The organism is Bacteriovorax sp. BAL6_X (genome assembly GCF_000443995.1).
In the GTDB taxonomy this organism is placed as follows: domain Bacteria; phylum Bdellovibrionota; class Bacteriovoracia; order Bacteriovoracales; family Bacteriovoracaceae; genus Halobacteriovorax_A.
This window is the reverse complement of record NZ_AUMC01000003.1, coordinates 542,949-568,245: the sequence shown is the minus strand read 5'-3', so window position 1 is coordinate 568,245 and position 25,297 is coordinate 542,949. Positions and strand designations below refer to the sequence as shown.

General features: G+C 36.3%; 23 protein-coding genes. 6 read left to right on the top strand and 17 right to left on the bottom strand.

What is annotated here, in order from left to right:
• Positions 1 to 11: 11 nt before the first annotated feature.
• From M902_RS02845 to M902_RS02815, 7 genes are all read right to left on the bottom strand, one after another.
• Positions 12 to 1,337 carry a PhoH family protein gene (locus tag M902_RS02845; protein WP_040313793.1) on the bottom strand — a complete coding sequence of 442 codons (1,326 nt, stop codon included), beginning with the start codon at positions 1,335 to 1,337 and terminating at the stop codon, positions 12 to 14.
• Between the two features lie 115 nt (positions 1,338 to 1,452).
• On the bottom strand, positions 1,453 to 2,586 hold the full coding sequence (locus M902_RS02840; RefSeq protein ID WP_021266513.1) for a hypothetical protein: 1,134 nt from the start codon (positions 2,584 to 2,586) through the stop codon (positions 1,453 to 1,455).
• A 3-nt stretch (positions 2,587 to 2,589) separates the two neighbouring features.
• Positions 2,590 to 3,591, bottom strand: coding sequence for a hypothetical protein (locus M902_RS02835; RefSeq protein WP_021266197.1), 1,002 nt, complete (start codon positions 3,589 to 3,591; stop codon positions 2,590 to 2,592).
• A gap of 64 nt (positions 3,592 to 3,655) precedes the next feature.
• Positions 3,656 to 4,882: a pyridoxal phosphate-dependent aminotransferase gene (locus tag M902_RS02830; RefSeq protein ID WP_021266287.1), complete on the bottom strand. Its 1,227-nt coding sequence runs from the start codon at positions 4,880 to 4,882 to the stop codon at positions 3,656 to 3,658.
• A complete protein-coding gene (gene coaD, locus M902_RS02825) occupies positions 4,882 to 5,361 on the bottom strand; it encodes a pantetheine-phosphate adenylyltransferase (protein ID WP_021265952.1) in 480 nt (159 codons plus the stop codon). Before coaD ends, M902_RS02830 begins: the two co-directional genes overlap by 1 nt.
• Before the next feature lie 51 nt (positions 5,362 to 5,412).
• Complete coding sequence (locus tag M902_RS02820; protein ID WP_021265926.1) at positions 5,413 to 5,994, bottom strand: RsmD family RNA methyltransferase; 582 nt, start codon at positions 5,992 to 5,994, stop codon at positions 5,413 to 5,415.
• A 28-nt stretch (positions 5,995 to 6,022) separates the two neighbouring features.
• On the bottom strand, positions 6,023 to 6,781 hold the full coding sequence (locus M902_RS02815; RefSeq protein WP_021266227.1) for a hypothetical protein: 759 nt from the start codon (positions 6,779 to 6,781) through the stop codon (positions 6,023 to 6,025).
• A 266-nt stretch (positions 6,782 to 7,047) separates the two neighbouring features.
• On the opposite strand from M902_RS02815, the gene M902_RS02810 reads away from it, so the two are divergent.
• Both M902_RS02810 and M902_RS02805 read left to right on the top strand, forming a co-directional pair.
• On the top strand, positions 7,048 to 9,876 hold the full coding sequence (locus M902_RS02810; protein WP_021266468.1) for a hypothetical protein: 2,829 nt from the start codon (positions 7,048 to 7,050) through the stop codon (positions 9,874 to 9,876).
• Between the two features lie 15 nt (positions 9,877 to 9,891).
• Positions 9,892 to 11,520 carry a ChaN family lipoprotein gene (locus tag M902_RS02805; RefSeq protein WP_021266208.1) on the top strand — a complete coding sequence of 543 codons (1,629 nt, stop codon included), beginning with the start codon at positions 9,892 to 9,894 and terminating at the stop codon, positions 11,518 to 11,520.
• Here the strand turns inward: M902_RS02805 and M902_RS02800 are convergent, their stop codons facing one another.
• On the bottom strand, positions 11,521 to 12,981 hold the full coding sequence (locus tag M902_RS02800; RefSeq protein ID WP_021265993.1) for a hypothetical protein: 1,461 nt from the start codon (positions 12,979 to 12,981) through the stop codon (positions 11,521 to 11,523). It abuts the gene before it with no gap.
• A gap of 179 nt (positions 12,982 to 13,160) precedes the next feature.
• Here M902_RS02800 and M902_RS02795 point away from each other — a divergent pair, with 179 nt between their 5' ends.
• Positions 13,161 to 13,958: a hypothetical protein gene (locus M902_RS02795; RefSeq protein ID WP_021265757.1), complete on the top strand. Its 798-nt coding sequence runs from the start codon at positions 13,161 to 13,163 to the stop codon at positions 13,956 to 13,958.
• On the opposite strand, the gene M902_RS02790 is transcribed toward M902_RS02795, so the two are convergent.
• Positions 13,938 to 14,336: a hypothetical protein gene (locus M902_RS02790; protein ID WP_021265730.1), complete on the bottom strand. Its 399-nt coding sequence runs from the start codon at positions 14,334 to 14,336 to the stop codon at positions 13,938 to 13,940. The genes M902_RS02795 and M902_RS02790 overlap by 21 nt on opposite strands.
• A complete protein-coding gene (locus M902_RS02785; RefSeq protein ID WP_156979697.1) occupies positions 14,317 to 14,739 on the bottom strand; it encodes a hypothetical protein in 423 nt (140 codons plus the stop codon). The genes M902_RS02790 and M902_RS02785 overlap by 20 nt, the downstream gene beginning before the upstream one ends.
• Positions 14,740 to 14,860: 121 nt before the next feature.
• Here M902_RS02785 and M902_RS02780 point away from each other — a divergent pair, with 121 nt between their 5' ends.
• Positions 14,861 to 15,685, top strand: a complete 825-nt coding sequence (locus M902_RS02780) for a hypothetical protein (RefSeq protein WP_040313788.1) — start codon at positions 14,861 to 14,863, stop codon at positions 15,683 to 15,685.
• Here M902_RS02780 and M902_RS02775 read toward each other — a convergent pair whose 3' ends face one another.
• From M902_RS02775 to clpS, 7 genes are all read right to left on the bottom strand, one after another.
• Positions 15,686 to 16,636: a RimK family alpha-L-glutamate ligase gene (locus M902_RS02775; protein WP_021266316.1), complete on the bottom strand. Its 951-nt coding sequence runs from the start codon at positions 16,634 to 16,636 to the stop codon at positions 15,686 to 15,688.
• A gap of 16 nt (positions 16,637 to 16,652) precedes the next feature.
• Positions 16,653 to 17,696: an aminopeptidase gene (locus tag M902_RS15675; protein ID WP_021265937.1), complete on the bottom strand. Its 1,044-nt coding sequence runs from the start codon at positions 17,694 to 17,696 to the stop codon at positions 16,653 to 16,655.
• Positions 17,684 to 18,310, bottom strand: coding sequence for a hypothetical protein (locus M902_RS02765; protein WP_156979696.1), 627 nt, complete (start codon positions 18,308 to 18,310; stop codon positions 17,684 to 17,686). The genes M902_RS15675 and M902_RS02765 overlap by 13 nt, the downstream gene beginning before the upstream one ends.
• A 94-nt stretch (positions 18,311 to 18,404) precedes the next feature.
• A complete protein-coding gene (gene miaB / locus M902_RS02760) occupies positions 18,405 to 19,880 on the bottom strand; it encodes a tRNA (N6-isopentenyl adenosine(37)-C2)-methylthiotransferase MiaB (protein WP_021266179.1) in 1,476 nt (491 codons plus the stop codon).
• A gap of 293 nt (positions 19,881 to 20,173) precedes the next feature.
• Positions 20,174 to 20,692 carry a hypothetical protein gene (locus tag M902_RS02755; RefSeq protein WP_021266390.1) on the bottom strand — a complete coding sequence of 173 codons (519 nt, stop codon included), beginning with the start codon at positions 20,690 to 20,692 and terminating at the stop codon, positions 20,174 to 20,176.
• A gap of 379 nt (positions 20,693 to 21,071) precedes the next feature.
• Positions 21,072 to 23,408 carry an ATP-dependent Clp protease ATP-binding subunit ClpA gene (gene clpA, locus M902_RS02750; RefSeq protein WP_021266344.1) on the bottom strand — a complete coding sequence of 779 codons (2,337 nt, stop codon included), beginning with the start codon at positions 23,406 to 23,408 and terminating at the stop codon, positions 21,072 to 21,074.
• An 18-nt stretch (positions 23,409 to 23,426) separates the two neighbouring features.
• The gene (gene clpS / locus M902_RS02745) at positions 23,427 to 23,783 is read right to left on the bottom strand and encodes an ATP-dependent Clp protease adapter ClpS (RefSeq protein WP_021266523.1); all 357 of its coding nucleotides are present in this window, start codon (positions 23,781 to 23,783) and stop codon (positions 23,427 to 23,429) included.
• Positions 23,784 to 23,889: 106 nt separating this feature from the next.
• Here clpS and M902_RS02740 point away from each other — a divergent pair, with 106 nt between their 5' ends.
• Entirely contained in the window at positions 23,890 to 24,405 is a 516-nt protein-coding gene (locus M902_RS02740; RefSeq protein ID WP_021265884.1) for a TerB family tellurite resistance protein, read from the top strand.
• Positions 24,406 to 24,457: 52 nt separating this feature from the next.
• Complete coding sequence (locus M902_RS02735; protein ID WP_021266389.1) at positions 24,458 to 25,201, top strand: SH3 domain-containing protein; 744 nt, start codon at positions 24,458 to 24,460, stop codon at positions 25,199 to 25,201.
• Positions 25,202 to 25,297 lie beyond the last annotated feature (96 nt).

Genomic DNA, 25,297 nt, shown 5'->3' with positions numbered 1-25,297 from the left:
CTATTCCTCTATTAAAGTAATTTTGAAGCTGTTTCAGAAAGCGCTGAACGCTCGCCAACAGTTAACTTCGTATGAGAGATGATCTCTTCTGTTTTTAGTCTTTCAACAACATAGCTTAGCCCGTTGTTAATTTCATCAAGGTATGGACTATCGATCTGTTGAGGATCACCTGTGAGGATGATTTTAGTTCCCTCACCGGCACGAGTTACAATTGTTTTAACTTCGTGTGGAGAAAGGTTTTGTGCCTCATCAACGATTAGGTACTGACCAGGAATAGAACGACCACGAATATAAGTTAGTGGTTCAATATGAAGAAGTCCGTGATCCATTAAATCAACATAAGAAGAACTTGTTCCTGCTCTTCTTTGATCAAATAGAAAATCCATATTATCAAAGATTGGTTGCATCCAAGGACCTAGCTTATCGTTAACATCACCTGGAAGATAACCAAGATCTTTCCCCATTGGTTGAATCGGACGAGAGACAAGAAGTCTTGAATACTTTTCTTGATTAATTGTCATTTCAAGACCTGCGGCAATTGCCAAAAGTGTTTTACCTGTACCGGCCTTACCAACAAGTGACACTAACTTGATATCATCGTTAAGAAGAGCATCAAGTGCAAATTGTTGTTCCATATTTTTTGGATAGATTCCCCAAACCCCTTCTCTCATTGGGATTAGAGGAACGATTCCTAGTTTACTTTTTGAAAATCGCCCTAGAAGTCTTCTTCTATCATTTCCTTCTTCGTGAACAACTAAATATTCATTTGGAAAAATCTCAAGCTCTTCCCAATTTTCAAGTTGTAAGAAGCGATTCTTTTCATATTCTTCAAGCTTATCTTTTGCTAGAGGAAGAAAGCGGTAACCCGAGTAGATTTCCTCAAGCTTAATATCTTTCATTCCATAGTCTTCAGCATTGATGCCTAAGATATCAGATTTAATTCTTAAATTAATGTCCTTCGTAATCAGAACAACATCTTCACCCTGCTCTTTTAAGAAAATTGCAGAAGCAAGAATTAAATTATCATTAATTGTTAAGTCAATTGTCTCATGTTGATTTTCAATCGTTTTATCGACAGAGATAATTAGAGTTCCACCATTGTCTAGCTCAACACCATCCATAAGTGAGCCCTTCTTGCGAAGGTCATCAATGATTCTTGAGAAGTAGCGAGCGTTACGCCCATTCTCATTTTGATCTTTCTTAAAACGGTCTACTTCTTCCACAACAACTAGTGGAATAAAGACGTCGTTAGGACCAAATTTGTTAATAGCATTAGGATCAAATAGTAATACGTTAGTATCGAGAACAAAGGTTTTACGTGTCAAAATGCCCTCCATGACATTAAGATTATGGGAGGAATCCTCTCTTAATTAAATTTTAAGTTATGGTAAAAAGGGATGTCAAAGAAAAAGGGCCGTTCACCTTTACGCGTCATGAAACTCAACCAAAAGCCTAAAAAATATCCATAGATGTATCAAATAAAGAAATAAAGACGAAAAGGCGATCACCTTTTGTCTCTTGATAACTAGAACCAATTTCAACATTGTTAAATCCAGCAGTAATCGTAACAGGCCATAGACGTAACTCGGCTCCATAATTGAGATAACCTTCTCCAAGGCCAGCAAAGAAGCCAAAGAAAGGAATATTTAACTGGGCCCCAAAGTGAATCATACGGCCGAACTCATGACCTTGATTAATTGGCTTTATATCTAGTGCCAGCGAGTAATCAAATACTTTCCAGTCTTGTTTTAGCGCAAGCCCAGTATTAACGGCCATTGCGATGCGAGGGACTTCTCCATCACCTTCTGTCTTTTTAAAATAGGTATCACCAATATCTAAGATTGCCATGGATGCTACAAGCTCAGTATTTCCCCATCCGTTGGCGTATTCAATACCAATATCATGTCCAGATCCTGAGCCTTTAGAGAAACCAAATGTATCCTTAATTTCATCAATCGAGCCTAGGCCATTTTCAATTTTTGTGATGATATTCGTAGAGAAAATATCAAACCTATCACGTGTCCCCTCTCTTGTTAGATATTTAAATGAATACCCAACAGAAAGACGCTGACCAGTCATGATTTTCTTTTTCTGTTTATTTCTACTGCCTCCAATAATGTTAAAAGCAAATCCTGTAATAAATCCTCGATCATACGAATAATCAACATTGAAAGCAGGATTAACACGATTTTTCAAAACAACATTGGCACGGTTCTTAGTAAAATATGAAAATGAAAAGTGATGTGCTTTAATAGTTGAAATATTTGATGCCTCTAAGTAAAGAGGATATCCCATTAACTGATTTGCAATTCCTGCCGCATCACTTGGCAGGTCTGTGAAACGATCCATATCATCAATTGCATTAGGCCCTGCAAGAGTGAGATTAATTGGCGATAAGTCGATATCATAATTCGCCCCAAGGCTTGCTGGATTATAGAAGATTGTAAATGAATCTTGATTGGCAAGTCCCATCCATGCATTCCCCATTAGCAATGCCCGAGGACTCTGTCCTAAGAAAAACTTCTCAAACCCCATTGTCTGAATCGTCAAGATAGTGATGAATAGAACCTTAAGCAAACTCTTCATTATCTACCTTGAGTGAAGTGTTTCAAGTAATGCTGCCATATAATAAGCAATTTGAAGTTCACTTCCTGTAAAATCTGTTACACATTGAGATTGATTTTTTACAGTCACAAGACTATTAGAAAAACCTTTAGGTGTTATTACATTATCAACAAAGTCCTGTCTGACAGCACTGATATCAGCTAATAATGTTGCTAAATCTACATCTGTAATATCTCCTAGCGAGATATTTTCAAGAACATCTAATAAATTATTAAAGTCCGTTACCAAACCACATGCACGATTAAGATGAAGGCTTGAGTCTCCATTTGTTAAGGCCACACTCCCAGTATCAGCTCCATCATCACATGCTCCAGTTACCCCGCCCGCTTGAATGTAAGCATCAAGATCACCATCACCGAAATATGAATAAGCGAAGAGGCATTCATTTGTTCCAATCGCACCTGCCCCTTTCGTTCCTGCCACATCAGAATTACCAAAAAATGCCATACTCATACCATTTCGAACAAATAGCATATACATAAGAAATGAATTTATATCAGCTGCTCCATAGCTTCCAAAAGTTGCTTCTCGAAGAGTGGCCGAAGGGTCTTTAGTCGCAGGTCCCATTCCCCCTGAATATGTGAGAACTTCGATTGCCAGTCCTAAATAATAATAGGAAAGGTCATCAATATCAGTCATGGACTGTGCCATTGTAAAAGTTGACATTGAGCTTAGAAGATCAGCTCCAGTTGTGATTTTTGTAATTTCATTTAGAAAGAAATCAGTAACAGAAAAGCCAGCTTTACAGGCGTAAGATGAAGCAAGAAGCTTATAGTAATTGGCATCTCCACTTTGCTCTTTTATGGAAAGCATCTTTGATAATGCCTTATCGCAATCCCCTGATGACAAATAATCTTCGACAGAAAGATAACTTCTTTCTAACTCGACATCATCGTCAGCACCACATGAGGTGAAGATCGTAAGAGATATTAAGAGATAAATACTGAAAACAATTAGCTTATTCACAGCTTAATTATCTCTTAACTTAGTCTTTAATTAATAGTGGGAATCAGATACCAATCTTTGTGCTCTATTCCTGAGTTAAAAACTCGGCTAAAGTCACAATGGCGTCTCTAAAGTCCTCTTTTGGCAGAACGAGAGAGATTCTTGCACAATTTGGCAAACCAAAGTCTCCACTTGGAACCATTGCCACACCTTTTTGCTCAAGAATCTGCTCACAAATTTCAACAGAGTAATCGGTCAAATCTGTGTCTGACTCCTTGAACCTGTTAATTACCGGAGCACTAGAGAAGTCAAAAAGAAAGTAGAATGCGGCAGAAACCTGATACCAACATTTCTCTAATTTATACTCTCTAAGAACTTCTCTTAAAACTTGCGCATTTTCACGAAGATGTTTTTTAACAGGAGTTAAATATTCATCAACATGATTCATATTATAGCGAAGAAGAGCACGTTGAATAAGTGAACAAGAGCCCGAAGCAGTATGTCCCTGTATTTTTTTTATCGCATCAATAATTTCTTCGTGAGCAATACAATAGCCAAGTCTTAAACCAGTTGCGGCCAAACTTTTCGAAATTCCATCGACAATGATTGTACGTGATAAAAGCTCGCGATCATACTGATAGAAGTATCTTGGTTTAGGGTCGTAATAATTTAACTCGTAGTAAATTTCATCAGAGATTATAAAAGTATTTTCAAAAGGCTTTACTATTTCAGCAAATTTCTTCATCCACTTTTCATTATAAAAAATCCCCGAAGGATTGTTAGGGCTATTTAAAACAATCGCCTTAGTCTTATCATTAATTAATTCTTTTAACTCTTCAAGATCTGGCTCAAACGCGTTAAAGACAGATGCTTTAACTACTTTAAGAACTCCCCCGTTAAGAGAAATCATTTGTGGGTAAGATATCCAATATGGTGCAAAGACAATAACTTCATCACCAGGATCTACAATACTCGCAAAGATATTAGCAAGCACATGTTTACCACCGTTTCCAACAACTGCTTTAAAGTTATGATCAAACTCATCAAAGCTAATTCCGCGAGAAGTTTCAACGTAATCAATAATTTTCTCTAGTAACTCACTATCACCTGCAACAGGGCTATATTGAAAACTTTTAAGAAAATCTAACTCTCCCCTAATTGACTCAACTAGCTCTCTCGGTGGACGATAAGGGAGCTGGCCAGCTGTTAAGTTATAAACTTTCTTCCCTTCTTGTGCCATGGCAACGGCCTTAGCATTAAGTTTTAAAGTAATACTTTCGTTAATTTCTTGAGAACGTTTAGAAACATTCATTAGATTTTCCCTTTTTTAGCAATCCAATTATAAATTGTGTCAGGAACAAATTCCTTGATAACTTTTCCATGTTTGTGAATCTCTTTTACGAGAGAGCTTGAAACATAGTAATTGTCTCTTTCAGTAATAAAGAAAACTGTTTCGATTTCCGGATATAGTCTTTTATTCATCGAGGCCATTTGAAATTCTGCTTCAAAATCACCAGTTGGTCTTAATCCTCTAATGATCGAGCCTATGTCGTTTGCTTTGGCATAGTCGACGATTAAACCTTCCCACTTGTCTGCCTTGATTCGAGACTCTTGTTGAAATGTTTCTTTTAACATTTCAACTCGCTCTTCTGCCGTAAAAAGAGGTTTCTTATTACGATTATGGGCAACAAGAATAATGACTTCATCAAATACAGTTAATGACCTCATTAAGATATCTTTGTGACCATTTGTGAAAGGATCAAATGTTCCTGGGTAAATTGCTCTTTTCATTGAGTACCTAATTCCTCTTATAAATTTAAATCAATTTTATACGACACCGGATTACAATGCAATTTTTGCGATATAACTCGTACCTTGCTTGTAGACTTTCGAAAATGTAAGAGAATGTTTTTTTAAGTCAGCTTCAAGAATTCCTTTTTGGCGATCAGACTCGATCCAAATTTCTCCAGAAAATGAAGATTCTTTAAGCATTTTGAGACATTCTAAGTAGACATCTTTTAATTCGTATGGCGGATCGATGAAAATATAACTTTCATCGAATTCATCTGAGGTTGACTCTAAGTAAGACAAACTTGTTTTAAGGTACGCTTGTGCCTTTTGCTTAATTATCGACAAATCAGCGGTATCTAATTTTTTTGAAATTTGTGCCTTGTTCTTTTTTAAAACATTAAGAACTTTTGGATGATCGTCAACTAATACGACTTTTTTTGCACCTCTTGATAAGGCTTCAAACCCCATTGCTCCACTACCTGCAAATAGATCCACAAAGAGACAATTTGTTAAGTCTTGGTGAGCATCAAAAAATTTACGACGAAGCATTACACTCGTTGGACGAGTAATAGATTCAGGGGGAACAAAAAGGGCATGCCCTCGAGCATGCCCACCAAGTATATTTATGGCCATTTATAACCTTTTAATCATTAATAAAATATTAAGCGACTTTCTTCGCTTCATCGGCCGACGGAAGAGGAATATTAAAATTGGCCCCACCTTCGATACAGGCCTTAAAGCCTTCTTCCGTGATTGAGACGTCCACACCATTCATTGTTAGAGTAAAGTGGCCGTCAACCACACTTAATGTTGCTTGCGATCCAGCAATCGTCAAGTTTACATTAAAATTCATATTACCTGCTGCACTAAATGCAACTTCTCCACTGTCTGCACCTGTTGGTACTTGAGTAAAAGCAGGAGCAGGAGTTTCTTTATGCGCTTGATTTATCACAAGAACATTTTCATTGTCTTCATCTTTTATCATTGTTGTTTCAGCAGTTTCTTCCATTTCAAGAGTTGTCTCAGGTGATGTAGCGTCGATTTCTTCAAGATCCCTCATGATGGCATCCATTTCTTCCTCATCAAACCCTTCAGAAAAAACCTCTTCAAGAGTTGGGTTAGAGTCACCAGCAACAACTTCTTCAATATCTTCTTGAGCAACGATTTGTGCAGGTCCTTCTTCGCTTTCGTCAACGGGACTTACTTCGGCTACCATCTCGTCTAGTGGGTTTGCCTCTGCCATCATTTCATCTAGAGGATTTACTTCCGCAACAACTTCTTCAACAGGTACCTGGTCAAGCTGTCCAGTTAGTTCTTTGTCGAGACTTGCGAATTCTGCCATGATGTCATCTAATTCATTTTCAGAAAATCCAGTTTCTACACTTTTTGCTGCTGCATCTTGTGGTTTATTTCCAACCATATAAACTCCGTCTATTGATCTAATATCACTTGTGCTTTTCGACACAGATGACAGAAACTTTAAGAAATAAACACCGTAATAAAATCAACCCCTTAAGGTACTTAAGTCGAGAATTTCTATTTTTAAGCATGACAAGATGAATGCCCATCGTTATATTTTACTACCAAATTAAAGACGCAACACACGACTTTCCTTACATAGTTTAGAATGTTAACCATCTTAAAGTTTTGAGGATTGTCTAATTATTATATGGAACAACAGGCGAAGTGAAAGATTCATCGTTTTCAGCTAAGAACTGGCTGATTAACAATATTCCTGAACCTAGTGCCGAGGCAGAAAGCCTTGAGGTACAAAAGCATGCAGCAACTGCAGGCGGACCTACACCTGTTCCTTCTATCCAAAGTGGAGAATTCCTTGTTAGTGATCACATCATTCCTAAATGGCGTGGTGAAAGTTTATTAACTAAGGGAAGTATGAAGTTCAAAAAGATCGTTTTCGAACTTTTTACTGAAGCTAAGACACAAGTTAAGTCTTTTAAAAACCGCAACCGCAGTCTTAAACAATCACTTTTTCAAGAATTTATAGAATATACGACTCACAATGGTATTCACCCTGAGGGAGTTAGCGACTTTAACCAATTTTGGGCACAACTTGATGACAAGAGCGGCCCAAGTCACGAGTGCATCCAGGACTTTTTAAAAGTTTACTGCCTTCGTTCTATTAGCGTCTATATCTTAAAGGTTCGCTTTCTAACTCAACTGAGCTCTTTCTACTCAAAGACTCTTACTAAAAATGAGATTTTAAATCCAAACTCAACACTAAGTAAGATCTTTAAAGTTTCAAGCTCTCGTGAATTGTCGAGTCGTGCTCTTGGAACTAATGAGTACAGCTGGTTTAGACCGAATGAAAATTTTGGTGACAGTATTCTAGAGCTTAGCTCAATTCTTAAAGACCTTAACCCAATAGAGTTCTTTAAAGTTTTAAATCATGAAATTCCAAACGAGCTATCAGTAGTTCTATTCCACAATGAAACGGATAAGTACTCTCACGCTTTTAGTAATCGTAACTCTGGTCTAATGATTAATAACCTCTTAATCAATTTTCCAAAGTGGATTGAAAACCATGGTGGATACTTCAACTTTAATGCACAACCACAGTGCTTAAGTACTCTATTTACAGGAAACTTCCTTAATTCTCTGACTATCTCTCACTGGATTGCTCAAGAAAATAACTCGACAGAAGCATGGCAAGAAATCATCTGTCCGGAGTTTAGAGGCGACAACTATGTAAACGGGCAATATTTAAAGATATTCCAAGAAATTCAATTTATGACTTTCTTAGTTAACCTTGCTCCAAAACAAAATAAAGATCCTATTTCTTTAATCGTTTCACTCTTTAAGCAAAAGTCGAATAAGTCGAGAATCACTGCAAGCGGACAATTTGCGCTACTAGATGCAACAGAAGTTCAGCAAAGTATCTACGATAGAATACTTGTTAACTTAGTAAATATTCCTAAGAAAAACCCACACCACTACCTCATTACAAATATTATGCAAAATGGGGAGCATCTTTCTAATAGTGGTTATATGTATGTCTTCTCTAACCAGAAGCTTTTCGTTCCTTCACATGCAGCAAAGAACGAAGCACTATTTAAACAGTACAAGCTACTAATGCGCTTTAATCTAGAAGGACTTAAGGGCAAGGGAGAAATTCCTCGCTACTTCTATATCTTCTCAAAACGTGTTGTTGAAAATAAATTAGATATCTTTGGTAACCCGGATGTAAATTCCACTTTACTAAAAGAGTCATGCCTATCTGTAAATATGAATGGTGACCTCACTCACTTTTCTAAGTTTGATTTCTTCGTTGAAGAAATTGACAAGTTATTCGCAAATAAGAAGGCCATTGATGCTCCACTTTTCTCAAATGAAACAAAGTGTGGACTATCATTTGAATTCCATCAGGATGCTATCCTAAACGGGAAGCTTTTAAGTAATAATAGTGAGAGTGACAAGATCACTCACCCACAATACTTCAAAAACCTAACTAAGAGCTGTATTCCTTTTGACCAGTTCTTCAGTGTTGAGTCTCTTTCAAATTATCGTGAAGATGAGAATTACGATCTTTTAGGTTTCAATTTAAACCCACAAGAGCGCTACCCATATCTACTAATTGTTGATTTCACGAATGAGAATGATATTAAGCTTGAGCTTACGACAATTGATTCTCTAAAGGCGAAGATTGAAGAGTACGGAAATGCTTACTTCCAATATTTTGGACTTCTTCCTAAGATCTCAAATCTAAATATCAATCTATTTAGAGAGTTTTTTAAGACAACAATTGGTAAACAAATTACTCAACTTACTTTCAATGGTGGGCTAAAGAAGACCAAGGCAAAACTAAATGCCATGTTAATTCCAAAGTTCCTAGAAAAGACAGAATTCTTACCAACTCACCATATTGAGTCTCTACAAGATATCACTCTTTCAAAAGAAGATATCCTGAAAACAGACTTCTCAGTATATACGCAAAAACTTGCATCTAAGGTTGATAATATCAATCTACTTGCTAAGCGCTGGCCTTGGCATACAAGCTGTATCCTTTCTCATCTAAAAATCATCATTGGTAACTATCGTGATCAAGTAAATAGTGGAAAGGTTCAGATGAAGTACGACTATTCTTCAAATACTCTAATTAGTAAGATTGTCGCTCTACCAAAGACCCCAATCTATCCAAACAATCAAGACATTTATCTTGAAACCCTAATTAGTGAAAGAAGCGATATTCACCTTCCGCTAACGAGTGCAATCTTTGAAAAGTCTGAACACACAACAAAGCTTAGACTAATCTCTAATGATACTGAAGTTCTTAACCTACACGGTGAAATTCAACTTCTGCAATTTATTCAATTCATTCTTACTAGCGCTGTTGGAACTCCAATATCAACAATTATTCAATCACTTGAAGTGCCTGCTGCCGCCGAGCTTAACTCATTACTAACTGAGCAAGATCAAGTTGCTCAAAACGTAAATGAAACATTTGCTCTTATTAATAACACTCTAAATAATATCATTATTGGTCAAATAAATAATTAGTGATATCATAGACTTATGCAATTGAAAGCCGATGAGACTCACAGGAGTATCTACCGCTATTTTAAAAATAAGGCCAACTCTCTTGAAGGAGAGCCCACGCCTCTACTAAAGAAATATCGACAAGATCAACAGCGCTATGCACGCCGTGAATTTCAAAAATCAAGCGTAAGTCAATTATACGACTCTATTGATTCTTCTGATATTATCTACCTTGGCGACTTTCACACTTTTGATCAAAGCACGAGAAACCTCGAGCGTATCATTCGCATCTTAGCAAAGAGCGACTATCAATTTGCCATCGGTGTGGAGTTCATTCACATTAATCACCAATTCTATATTGACTCTTACCTAAAAGGGGCAATTACAGAGCTCGAGTTCTTGGAATCTATCAACTACAAGAACTCCTGGCGTTTTCCTTGGACCTTCTACAAGATCTTCTTTGATCTTGCTAAGGAACATAATATTTCAATTATTGCTCTTAACACAAAAGGAAATCTTGAAAATAGAGATAAGAAGGCCGCAAAGAAAATTGCATCCTATCACAAGGAAAATCCAGAACAGAAACTGCTTATTCTCTTTGGTGAACTTCACATCGTTCCGAATAAGCTGCCGCAAAAAGTTTTTGACCTGGCCAATAAAGACATCGTTCAAACCATAATTCATCAAAATACTGACGAGGTTTACTGGAAACTTGTTGAAACTAATAAACTTAGATCAGACCAGATTGTTAAATATAATATGCGTGAGTTCGTTCTTGTAAACTCACCACCTTGGCTTAAGTATGAGTCTCAAATTTACTGGTATGAACACTTGGCCGATGATCCGGAGTTTGATATTCACGAGTATATTATTGAAACTGGAACACTAAAGTTTTCGGATAATATCATTGATAACTTTGCTTACTTCTGCCATGAGATTAATAATACCCTTAACCTTGATATTCCAATTGGAGAGATTGAAGATTTTAGGATCTTTGATCAACAAAGCCTAAAGAGAGTAAAGAATACTATTAGTAAACTTAAGTCTAAGAAGGCCGTCGGCTTTTATAACAAGCTACTTGAACATGGAAAAACTTTTAAGCTTCCATGTAAGAAAGCCTACTACTGCTCAAGTTACTCCATAAATCGTATTTCATACTTAGCAGGAATTCATATTCACCAGTCAAAGTTAAAGATTCCAGAAAAGGAAATTGTTGGCTTCTTTAACAAAAGAGATCGTACAAATTTATTCGTCTATCTCGTCCACAATTATATAAGTGCGTATTTTTGTTCTAAACTCTTTAATCCGTATCGAAAATGTAATATGTATAAAGACTTTCAATATATGGCCCGTCACAATAAACAGGTAAAGAAGACAGATAAGATGGTCTTTAAGGCATGTTTAAAGCTATGTAATAAAAGAGTCAATGTGAATGAAGAACTTAAAGGACTTAACCTCTATCAGCTTCACAAGACTTCGCGGAAAGTATCCCATATGTTGGCAGACATTATCTTCGACTACTACTTTGCGCCAAATAGAATTGAGTATAAAGATGTATACAGGCTTGTAGCATCAGATGATTACTCAAATGAAAACTATCAAAGCCTGTTAAATGAAATTGGGAATTTAGTAGAAATTAAAAAACTTAAAAAACGTGAATTCTAATTACATTAGTCTTTGCATAATTTCGCGTTTAGTACCCTTTTCAATACGAGTTACATTCTTAGAATTATCTTCCTTAACTTCTGTAAAGTCTTCAGCTCCCTGCTCCACACTCTCTGCTTCAACGGCAGGAGCAGCGCTAACAACATCTTTTGTCTTAAAGATTAGCTTATACTTACGACCAACAGGCTGAAGATCGTCATTATAAAGATTTGCAAGCTCTAGACGTCCTGAAATGTCTTTAAGTAGTTCTCTCACAATTTGAACAGATGTTTCAAGCTCAGTTGAGTTTTTACTCTCCCCATATGATGAAATACTTAGATAGTAAATTGCTCCAAGAGTCTTACCTTGAACTTCAATTGTTCTCTTATCTTCCTCTGCATTAATTGAGTTCTTAGCTGCATCTAAAAGAATATTATATTGAATTTGCTCAATTGTTTCTCTCTCACCAATGATTTCTTTTTCATTAGTATCAATTTTAAATTCGACTCCCTGCTCTTTGTACTGATCTTGTACTTTACAAGCAATGAAACGATTTACAGATGAGATTTCACAACTTTGTACCATAGGTACATTTGTTTCATTATCACCACTTTCATTTGACTCACTCATTGACCAAATTTGATCTGCAACTTGCTTTGCATCTTGGTCATCACCAGAAAGAACCATACCGAAAGTTTTATTTTCATTAGAAGAAATCGTTGCCTTTCTCTTCTCTTTTTTGAAACTTTGTTTTTGTACTGAGTAAAGTCTTGAGCAATGCTTCATTTCGTTAAGTTCTAGAGCATTAATAATAACACTTTCAATCTCATCAAAATTCTCTTCTTGATTAAGCATTAGTAAACTTAAGGCTTCGTCTTCAAGTTCCTTTCTTCTTTGCATAACAACTTTCTTAAAAATTAATTCCCATGCAAAAGTAAATAGAAAAACACCTGCCACAAGAACAAGAGAAACTTTTATATTTGAAAGAGAATTAGAAATTGTTTCAAAGTGATTCTCAATAAGAATTGACCCCGCATCGGCAGCATCTTCAAATTGAGAGAATTTTTCGTCAACGTTACTGGAAAAGTTTTTATCAGTAACAGAGAACCCTTTCCCTGTACTTCTTAAGCTCTCATGAAACCAGTGAACATTTGAACTAACAGTATTAAATTTTTTAACAATAGCTGATGAGAATTTTCCATACTCAGTCATAAGGTCAGAGACTTGTGCGAAACACTCTCCAGTTTGCGCCGTAAAGTTACTATCAAGGTATGTAGAGTTCATATCCCCTGCAACTGCGGCCGTGTAGGTCTGCTGAACACGTGTACTACAAATTTGAATTCCGTTTTGAATTGTTGAGACCAGTTTATAGCTATTTGATACACCACTTAGCATATAAGCAATGACTAAAATTGAGACAGAAGATAGACCTAATATTCCTAATCTCACCTTTGAAAATTTGTATTGAACTGGTTTACTCATCCATAAGTCCTTAAAATTGCGTAATTCATTTACTATTGCGCCAACTAGCACACTTTAATTCTACCTATTCATTGCGCTAGAATAAAGAGTAGACAAATTTTACCAGTTTAAAGGAGATTCCTTTGTCCCTAACCAAGTAAAATGGTACAATTTTTAAAGGATAATCCGGCCGGAGAAAAATGATCAACTATATAACAATCCTATTTTCCCTCGTTTTGCATGCATTGATACTAAGTCTAGTATTTGATACTGGCGATTCTAAAAAGCTGGCCCAAGAAGAAGCAATAAAACTCAAATTTAAACAAGTTGAAGTAAGAAAGATTGGACTTGATAAGGCCCAGGATAATCAAAACCTATTTGGTCAACTCGCCTACTCTAAGCCATCATATAGCGAAAAAGAAATTAAGCGCGTGGACCAAGAAGTAAAAAGTCGCTCTTCGGCCCTATCAAAGAAAGAAGAACAAAGAATTATCAAAGTGGCAAAAAAAGAATCTGTACAAAAGAATCAGATTCTTCAAAAGAAAATTTCCAAGGATAGCTTTAAAGACGCTAATTGGACTAACGAGTTATCTCACGTTCAAGATGCCACTGTAAGCTTTCTTCCTCCAAAAGGAATTAGCCCAGATAAGCTAAATGAATTTGAAAAAGTATTCTATGCATTCTATAAGCGTGTGGCCGTTCAATATATCAACTCCGTTCAAATTTCAGTGAGAAACCGAGTTAACGAAAGACCCTATGTTCAAGAAAGCTTACGTTCAGCATCAGCTCAAGAGCTAAGGGCGGTTGTTCGCTATGACGAAGAAGGGAATGCAGAAATTGTAAAGATTCTAAAGTCATCTGAAGACGATGATATACACAAGATCTTTGAAACGGCCCTTGCTAAGATGAATAAGATTCCTAATATTGTCAAAGACCTAAAAGATGAAGATGGTAAGTACTATGCAATCTTCACTCTCTCAGTAAATACACGCCGCTAAGATTAGCGTGGCAACAATAATTAATTGTAACTTACGTGAAATTCCAAAAGTAATGAAAACAACGAAGTCCCTTAAGGCCAGATTGTACTGACGCTTTCTTATAACTGGACTCCCCTTTATTTGAGCCTCTTCAAGATCCGGAATTAATTCATCTAGCTCACGTAGAAGAATCTCTTTAACTTCAGTATTGGCCTGATACGAATCAAAATCATTAACGAGTTCTTGCTTTTTAAGCTCATACTCCAGTAATTTTTGACGACAATCCAGACATTGAGTAATGTGTTGTTCATTTTTTACAAAGTCACGACTTTCTAGGTAGGTCATCTGTTTTGAAAAGAAACATTTATTCAGATTATTATTAATTAATTGTTCTTCCATCGAAGCTCTCATTTAGATTAATACTCTTATGCGGTAGTTGGTCGATATAAGATAAGACTTGTTGTTGTGAGATTCTTAAGATCTCTGAGATATTATCGACTGCCTCCCCCTTAAACTCGAAAAGGTAAATGCATGCCCTTTGCTCAACCGTATTTATATTACCACTTCTGCTATTTAGAATTTGTTCACTTCTTTGTTTGGCCAACGATACTAACTTCAACAAGAATTTACGCTCAAAGTATTCATTATCAATCTTATAGAGAGTCTGACTATCTTGGGCAACGAAGCCAGTTGCCACATCAATAATCAACTGCATCGCCTGCAACTGATCTTGAATCAAATAATTGGCAACTTGATAAAATTCATCCACTAATTTTCGAATAAGTTCTTTTTTAACCATCACAGGATAATTCTAACAAGCTTTTAAAAAAATGCTACTGAGATTTTAAACACTTAAGTGAAGATTAAAGTATATTCAATAGATTACCGATAAAATAGTGAGGAAATGTAAGAACGAGGATTACATGAGAAAAATTTTATTATTGGGAACTTTAGTACTCATGACATTAACAAGCTGTACTCAGCCGACCAACTCTAGAGCAAGTTATAATAACTCTAATGGAAGCAATTGGGGTAACAATGGTAACACAGGAACAGGCAATGGTGGTGGCTGGGACTGGGGTAACGGTAGCGGTGACAGCGGTGATGACAGTAATAATGAACAAACAGATCCAGGTGACGGTTATGGTGACGGAAATGAAGAAGGTAATGCTGACGGTGGTCAGACGCAAAACTTCTACACAGTAGGAAGTATTGTTATTCACGGAAACTCACGTACTTCATCAGGTTCTAATGTCAGATGGTCCTCAACATCACTTGGAACAGGTCAAGCAATGCTCTATACAGACTCTCGTTTTAATATTCGAGTCCGTCCAAGAACTGCTCCTTCTCAAGGAACGTACGACGACTACGGAGTAAAGTGTCACTACAATCCACAACAATATAAGAAGCTAAAAATTAAGCTTTGTATTAGGGCCGAAGGACAAGCCTGTAACCTAACAAGAACTGTAACATTTGGCGATATTGCAAACGAAGAAGTTTCGAAAGTGAAGGAATTTTCTGGCTCAACATTGCCATCAACTTACGGGCCTATGATTATTGATATTCTTGATGTTCAATGGGATTGGTCTTGTCAATACTACTTAAACCAAGATTATAGCCAAAGTGACGCCGTAACAAATGGTTATTGCCCTATGGCATCTGTGTGGCCAAATGACTGTGTCGCCTTTGATCTTCAGTTTTCAACTGACTCGACAAAGGACTTCCCAGCTTCAGCTCCAAGAATGTAATTACTTAAATAATTCGAGTGCGAGGTTTCTTTTCATAGCAGAAGAAACCTCCACTATGAGTCCTGGACACGTCACATTTACTTCAGAAATTTTTCCACCCAAAATATCAAAAGCAATTAAATCAACTCCATCTACCATTAGCTTTTCGCAAATATTCAGACATTCTGCTTTTACCTGAGCATCTAATTCTACTGCCGAGTACTTTGCACCTTGTGCAATATTGGCAAGGAACTCTCCTTCTTTTGGAACCTTGAGAATTGTTCCCAACTCCTTGGCGCGGTAGAAGATCGTACGAATTTCACCCTCAACTACTGAGTTATCAAATTCCTGAACAACAACAGGTCCTTTAAACTCATCGCACTTGGCCTTAAAATGCCCCTCAAATTCGTTCAAGCTCACTTTTTGAACACCAATGCCCTGAAAAAGGTCTAAGGGCTTTAAAATCAATTCTTGAACGCCACGGGCCTCAAGTTTAGAGATAAATTTCTTTGCCCCCGATAAAGAAGTTCCAACATAACTCTCAAGACTTAACTCTCTCGTATAGGCCGCAAGTTTTTCATTATGTTTCATAATACCTAGAGGGTTATTTAAAACTTGAACACCATACATATCAGTAAGAAAGTTAAGCATCCAAAGATAGCGTTGGTAGCGCGAATCATATGGCGGGTCGATTCTCATGTGAATCGTCGTGTTTGCATCAATCGAAACAACTTCTGGAGAATCTTCTACTTTGAAGTCCTCAATATAGAAGCTTTCATTAATCTTTCCACTAATTCGGTAGCAGTCAAACTGAATACCGTTAGCATTTTGCACAAAGAAGTCCTTCTCAAAAAGAACGTAAACATCTTCTCCTCTTTCTTGCATTGTTAAAGCAATTAAGATTGTCGAATCTTTCTTTGTGACAAGTTTTTCAATTGGATCAATAAAGAATAAGTGTTTCTTGCTTTTCATAACAAGAAAGATATCACTAATTTAGCGATTTGGAATTAAAAAGATAGTCCTCAAAACTACCTTCGACGTCTTCGTTAAGGTACTTTTCGTAGCGCTGTTCTATATTTGCAAAAAGAGCTTTAAGATCACCATTAAATTGCTTTGCATACTCAGTCATATGAGACTGGTTTTTCTCATAAGTCATAAATGCAGCTAGAGATGCCGTATTCCACTCCATTTTTGCAGGCCAACAATTAGTCACCTCAAGTTGAGCACAAAGTTTGGCAAGCTCCGCAGGCATCGTCTTAGAAAGATAATCTTTCTTGGCCCCCTTCCAATCATCTTGTTTAAGAATATCCTTAAGCTTTTGGGCATGAGCTGTGACCGCCATTTTAAGCTTAGAGTTTAGTTCTAAGTTTTTGAAGTATCCCGCCAACTCTTGATCATCTTTATAATATTCGATGAGCATCTGTTCACCAAAGTAGTTGGCCAGATTCTCATTGAGATCAACCTCATTCTTTGCAAAGAAGATAGTGTGAAATAGTTCATGAAAGATAGTTTCTGTTAAACTATATTTTCCATATTCGAAAAAAGAAGAAAGAATGGGATCGTTAAAATTACCGAGCGTCGAGTAAGCAAGAACATCTCTTGTATAGGTATCATACCCTTCCCTTTCTAGTTCAATCGCAAACTTTCTTGCAGACTCTTCTTTAAAAAAACCCAAATAAGGAAAACAGCCATAGAAAACGAAGCATTCTTTACGGGCCTTAATTTCATTTGGCCTTGAAGCGATAACGAGATAAGTAACTGCACGAGATTTCAAAAGAGTCGTCTTAGAATAAATATCTGTCGATGGCCTTTGCCAATAATTATAGAAATAATTCTTATAGGTTTCGATTTGCTTAATTTTCGCCTTATACTCTTCACTGACTTTTGGATCTTCTAGAACTTCATGGTTCTTTCTAGCACTCCAAAGAATGTCCACTTGGCCAATACTCTGTTCTGTAAGATAGCTAATTTTGGCACATGATAGACAGCTTAATAAAAGAGAGAATTGAAAGATTCTTTTTAGAATAACCATGAGATCCCAGCGCTATAACTTAGCTGATCCCTCGCCTCTTCAAATTTGAATGCACGAAAGACCGTTCTTACTGAGCCCTTAATAGAGAAAGTTTTTGTTAGCATCATTTTCAGCGCAAAAGCACCAAACATTGCATCGTAACTCGACTTCTCTTCTCCGGACCTAATGAGATATTCGGTTGAAGTATCTAAGTCCTTAACTAAAGTTGTTGAATAAAGAGTATACTGTTGTCTACTCCAACCTAATGAAATGAGCGGTTGAAGAAATGATTTACGGCTTGAGAGCGCCTGCCTAATACCTATCCCAAAGCTTTGAGTTTTAATATTAGTATATTCATTTTCAATCACTAGACCCGTCGAAAGGTCAGAATTGTCATATTTTCCAATAATTTCATTCTCAGATTGTGAAATATTAAACTCAATTCCCGTTTTAGAAAGAAAATAGAAAGTAACCGATCCAGCATATGTCCTCTTTGTTTCATAAGACTGGCGATCAACCCCAAAGATATTCTTATTGTAATTAAAGTCGAGATCAAGTTCTGTAAGGGCCAATGAATTCAAAGACAAAAAGCCAAATAATATAATTTTACAAAGTAAGGGTAAGCGTAATTTCATAATATCCTCAAAGTATACTCAGGGATATTTTACAACTTACCAACTCATCAATGCCTATTTAGGCAAAGAACTCCATTCTTCTTTGTCATTACAGCTATTTATTTAAGCGACGTCCATGATCTTGAAGGAGTTCACCCTGACAAGAAAGAGCAGTTGTCGAAATACACTTAACATCGACCCAGTGCCATTTAAGATTTAAATCCTCGTTGTCTTCCGGTCCCTTAAAGTGAATAAGGCGATTACAATTTGTTCTCCCCTTCCACTTCGTTTCACCCTTCATAGTATTCGAACCCTCGACTAGCACGCGGTATTCATTACCAACCATCTTAGCACGTATCTTTTCTTGGATAGCTAATTGAAAGGCCTGGACTTCATGAAGGCGTGATTTTCTAATTTCCTGAGTCAGAAAATCTTCCATTTTCGCAGCTCGAGTTTTACTTCTTTGTGAGTAAACATATGAATAAATGAAGTCAAATTGAGCTTTTTCAAGTAGATCAAGTGTTTCTTTGTGTTCTTCGTCAGTTTCATTAACGAAACCACAGATAATATCAGTTGAAAGAACGATATCAGGCCTGGCAGCACGAAGTTTTTCTAGAAGTCCTAGATAGTGTTCTTTTGTGTACTCACGATTCATTCTTTGGAGAACTGTATTTGATCCAGATTGAACTGGAAGGTGTAAGTGTTTTGATAACTTTTTGGCCGCTCCGTGAGCTGCAATTAAGTCATCCGACACATCATACGGATGTGAAGTTGTGTATCTTAAAATCTCTAGGCCGTTAATTTGGTCGAGATCCATGATTAGATCACTTAATCTCTCCCCATTTTCTTTTCCAAAAGAGTTAACATTTTGCCCAAGTAACATAACTTCTTGAACACCTTGATACTCAACTAGTCTTCTTACATCCTCAACAATCTCGGCCTGACTTCTTGAACGCTCACGGCCACGAGTGTAAGGAACGATACAATAAGTACAATACTTATCACAACCTTTGATAATATTAACGAATGCTTGAGGTGTTCCGTGATTGATTTTTGTTTCAATCGAAAAGTTACTAGAACGGTCCCAAGTATTAACAGAGAATTTATCATCTCCAGCATATGTGCGGTAAACCATGTCGTTAATTGTATCAATAGTGTCCGGACCGAAGGCAAAATTAAGATGCTTGAATTTTTTAACAAGATCCTTCCCTTCCGTTTGGGCCACACATCCACCAACACCGATAACAAGATCATCACCTTTTTCTTGCTTCAAGTGTTTTAACTCACCTAACTGTGAATAAAATTTATTATTAGCAAGCTCTCTTACCGCACAAGTATTAAAAAGAACTAGACTCGCTTCTTCTAAATCTTCAGTATGGGAGAAGTTCAAATTTTTTAGATGTGAAAGAATACGTTCAGTATCATGATAATTCATCTGACAACCGTAAGTTTTCATCCAAACTTTTCGAGGAGGGAATGTCACATCACCCAATTGGACGATGCGGTCACCTGACTTTTCATCAATAAATGATGAAGCTACGTGATTTTGCTTACTTACACCTAGACCCGTTGGAGAAATATCTATTGCCATGAACTTTTCCTTCTAACGCCTTTCTTTTCATTTCCCCTGACCAACCTACGGGCAGAATTAAGAGATGAAAAGCTTATAACTAACTGAAATAACGAGAAAACCAAGGAGATAACTACAGTACCCAGGACCATAACTATCTGAAATCATTGAATTTTTCTTACCGTATCAGCTATAAAATCTGGCGATAATATGGTCTTTTTTTAGATGTTTTTGGGTGGAATGTAAATAGATTTGAAAATAAGAAGGCCCGCTAATAGCGGGCCGACTCATTATTGAATTAAGAATTGTGCTTCTTATTTCTTTTTAGCAACTTTTTTCGTAGCTTTTTTAGCTGTTTTCTTAGCTGCTACTTTTTTTGTAGCTTTTTTTGCTACTTTCTTAGTTGCTTTCTTTGCAGTTGCTTTCTTAGCTACTTTTTTAGTAGCTTTCTTTGCAACTTTTTTCTTAGTAGCTTTCTTAGCTACTTTCTTTGTAGCTTTTTTAGCAACTTTTTTCTTTGTTGCTTTCTTTGCTACTTTCTTAGTTGCTTTTTTTGCTACTTTTTTCTTTGTAGCTTTCTTTGCAACTTTTTTCTTTGTTGCTTTCTTTGCTACTTTTTTCTTAGTTGCCTTCTTTGCAACTTTCTTAGTTGCTTTCTTTGCTACTTTTTTCTTTGTAGCTTTCTTTGCAACTTTCTTAGTAGCTTTTTTAGCTACTTTTTTCTTAGTAGCTTTTTTTGCAGTTTTCTTTGCTGCTTTCTTAGCTACTTTTTTTGTAGCTTTTTTAGCTACTTTTTTCTTAGTTGTCTTTTTAGTAGTTTTCTTAACTGCCATTGACATCCTCCTGGTTTTTTCAATACTTATGTTTATGGTAAACATAATTTTATTTGTGTGCAAATAAAAAATTACTTTTTGATAAGCATAAGCATCTTTTTTATTTCCCTATGTTCCTTTTTAACTTCGGATTAATTTTGAAATTACTTTACATTATTTTTAAAGAAAACCTCGAAACAAGCCGACAGCAAGGCTTTTCCAAAAAGTACAAAACTTTCTAATCTTCCTGATAGACGTTGGTTTCGTACTTACTCTTATAAAAAAATTAAGCGAATTTTTTTTTCATTTTTTTTCAAAAGAATAAGCAAAAACTGCCCTTTCAGGGCAGTTTCAGCATTTAAAAAATGTTAGTTTGATTGTAATTTGACTTAGAAATATTTTAAAAATTCAATTTTAGATCATTGTTTTCAACGACAACTTCAATTTTTCCACCGTGAGTTAGACAACCAAATAAAACCTCAGTAGAAATTGGCTTTTTAAGCTTCTGATCGATGATTCGAGCGATTGGTCTAGCTCCCATTTTTTCATCAAAACCATTTTTTGCAAGCCAAATTTTTGCTTCTTCATTTAAAACGATCTCTATATTTTTAGCCGCTAACTTAATTTCAAGTTGCGAAACGAATTTTTCAACAATTTTAACAATGTATTCAGTAGAAAGTTTCTCAAAGTGCACAATTCCATCCAAACGATTACGGAATTCAGGGCTAAAAAAGTTCTTAATGGTCTGATCTCTCTTGCCAGTATTCTTTGAAGATGACTTTGCTAGGCCAATAGACCCACTATCCATTTCCTTAGCTCCAGCGTTCGTCGTCATGATTATCACTGTGTTTGTAAAGTCTGTTGTTCTTCCTTGAGAGTCTGTTAGAGACCCATGATCCATTACCTGAAGAAGAATATTATAGATATCCACATGTGCTTTTTCGATTTCATCTAGAAGTAGAACAGAATGTGGGTTTTTCTTAACAGCATCTGTTAATAAACCACCTTGATCGTGGCCAACATAACCAGGAGGTGAGCCAATTAGCTTACTGACTGAGTGTTTTTCCATGTACTCAGACATATCAAAGCGCTCAAGATGACAACCTAACTGGATGGAAAGTTGTTTAGCTAGCTCTGTCTTCCCTACTCCCGTTGGACCAGCAAAAAGGAAGCTAGCAATAGGCTTTCCTTCATCGCCAAGGCCAGATTTAGACATATAAATGGCCTGAGACACTTCATTTACTGCATGGTCTTGTCCAAAAATAAGCATTTTAAGATTCTTATTTAAATCCTTAAGCTTATCTTTCTCAGTAGTTTCAACTGTAATCTTTGGAATATTGGCCATTTTTGCAACAACATCTTCAATATCTTTCTTAGTTATCGAAGATTTCTTCTTACTTTCAGGCCTAATTTGATTTAAAGCACCTGCTTCATCAATTGCATCAATTGATTTATCTGGATTTTTACGATCCATTAGGTAGCGAGAAGTTAGAGCTACGGCTTCCTTTATAACATTATCAGAGATCTTAACACTATGATATGATTCAAACTTAGGTCGCAATCCTTTTAAAATAGCAATTGTATCTTCATTTGAAGGTTCATCTACATCAATTTTTTGGAATCGACGATTAAATGCTGGATCTTTTTCAATGAACTTTCTATGTTCAGCATATGTCGTTGAACCAATGATACGAACAACTCCACGGCTTAAGGCAGGCTTTAATAAGTTAGAGGCATCCATGCTTCCACCAGAGGTTGCCCCCGCCCCCATTACGGTATGCATTTCATCGATAAATAAAATTGCCTTTTTACCATCTTTATCGAGTTTTTCTAGATCTTTAATGACTCCCTTAACTCTTTGCTCGAAGTCACCTCTAAACTTTGCTCCAGCAACAAGTGCGGCCATATCAAGATTGAAAATAGTTGTACCTTTTAAGATGTCAGGAACTTTCTCTTCTACAATTCTCTGTGCAAGTCCTTCTACGATCGCTGTCTTTCCAACACCGGCCTCACCGACCAAGAGAGGGTTATTTTTACGGCGACGACAAAGAATTTGAACAATTCGTAGGGCCTCTTCTTCTCTGCCAACAAGAGGATCAATTCGATTCTCTCTAGCTAGTTCATTTAAGTTAACAGTGAACTTAGCTAAGAAAGAATCTCCCTTTTTAGAACGAGATTGAGGTTCTTCGCCCTCTACATATTCAATACGAGGAACTTCTTCTTCATCTTGATCAGGCCCAAGTCCATGGGAAATGGCCTTAACAATATCGAACCTTTCGATCCCCTGCTTCTGCAGAGAATATAAAGCAAAGCTTTCTTTCTCTTGGAATAGAGAAACTAGTAAGTTGATTCCTAGTATCTGACTTTTTCCACTTGATTGCACATGAATTGCGGCCCTTTGAATGACTCTTTGTAAAGACATTGAAATTTCAGGCTGATAAACAATACCGTTTTCTCGAGCCAACTCTCTTAACTCATCATTAACGAATTGTTGTTTAGAAAGAGATTCGATTTGATCATCAGATAAAATACTAAAGTTAGATTCATCATGAATAAACTCGTTAAGCTCATTTTCAATTTCTTCAAGATCGCCACCACAATATTCAATTATCTCTCTTACATTATCATCTGCAAGTAAAGACAAAAGGACATTTTCAAGAGTCAAATATTCGTGCTTTAAAGTATTAGCTCTTTGTATTGACTCATTAATGATGGTTTCTAATTTTTTTGACATCATTCTATATTTCTCCTGTGCCTATTCAGGCTCAACAGTACAAAGTAGTGGGTGTCCTTCTTTCTTTGCTTCAGACATAACCTTATTCATCTTTGTTTCTGCAACTTCATATGAGTAGGTACCACATACCCCTCGTCCATTATTATGGACATCGAGCATAATCTTCATGGCCTCTTCTTGACCTCTATTAAAGATATGCATCAACACCCAAATGACAAACTCCATTGTCGTATAGTCATCATTATGTAGGATGACATGATATTTAGAAGGCTTTTTAACCCTTACTTTATCTTCTAGTGCTACATCACCATCCTCTTCTGTACTTAAGATGGTATTCATTTTTTTAATGTCAATATCGCCAACTTCAAACTTATTCAATTTACTTCCTCTACTTTGCTAATTTTTTTCTTTTTTTCCATTATCGCCCATCTGTGTTACTCTTTTCAAGGTATATACGACTGAAAATCTCTAAAAAAGGTCCATAATGAACTTCTTCGAATTTTTCAAATCACTGAAGGCCGATCATCAATCAAGCTCTATTAATCAGATACACGCATACTTAAATAAGAAATTTCCAAATATGAACGATGAAAGAAAAGTAATCATCTCATGCGTCTGTGGACTTCTTGCCCGTATCGCGTATTCAGACTTTCATGTCAGCCAAAACGAAAAGTCAAAGATGCAAAAAATAATCACGGGTATGACACAATTAAATGCCGAGGAAGCCGAGTTAATTACAGAGTATTCTATTGAGAAAATGAAAGAGCTTTCTGGACTTGATACCAGAAGTTACTGCAAGCCACTAGTTGAGATCATGTCTCAACACGAGCGCTATCAAATTTTAAAGGCACTTTTTGCAATTGCCGCTGCCGATGGAGAAGTCGACAATGTCGAATCTAATGAGATTAGTTATATTGCTAATGCTCTTGTTCTCGAGAAGAAGTACTTCTTAAGTGCACAGGCCGATGTGAAAGAGTATTTAAAAACTTTTCAAGTCTAAAACTATTCTCTACACTCTTATAAGTAATTAAAATTTATGACAAGGAAGTTTAATGAAAGAGAGTGTTGACTCTAGCAAGAATCTAGAGAACTCATTAAAGAAAGCCGCACAATTTATGAATGACGATTTTCAAGGTAATTTCAATTTTTCAAATCTACTCGAAAAAAATGAAAAAAAAGCCTCTAAAAGTCCTATTTCAAACTTACTCCAATCAACAACTCAGACAGTCGTCGCATCAGATGTTGAAACACATATAGAAAGAGAAGAGAAAAAGGACAACTTATATAAAAAGATCGAAGATCTTGAGAGAAGATTTGAAACGAAAGAAGTAAACGAGAAATTTGAAAGACTCGAATCACTTCTACAATCAATAATCATTAATCAAAAGAATGTTCGAGAGCAGATCGAACTTAAGTCTGCCCCGAAATCTTCTCCATCACCTATAGAGTCAAAAGACCAAAAGCCACTTTATATTGCTGCCTCAATTGTAGCAATTTCACTTATAGTAAGTGCAATGATTTTCAAATCTGAACCAAAGGCTCAAGTCGTAACGAAAGAAATCGTTAAGCCTGCTGTCGCAGCAGTCCAAAAATCATTCCATACTCCAGTTAAGTATCTTAACTTAAGAGCGATCCCAAGTACAAAGGGTCAAAAGCTTGAAGTTGTTGCTCCAAATACTCGTGTTGAAATCTTAAAAACAGATGGTGACTGGGTTCAAATTAAGTATAAGAATTATTTGAAAGGATCAACTCATGAAGGTTGGGTTTACGACTCTAAGAACTTAAAATCTATTTAATATCAGTAACATACAATGGGAATTTCGATTCTTCGAAATTCCCTACCTTGACATCACTAAATCTCATCCCATCTTATAGGTACACAAAAATAAATG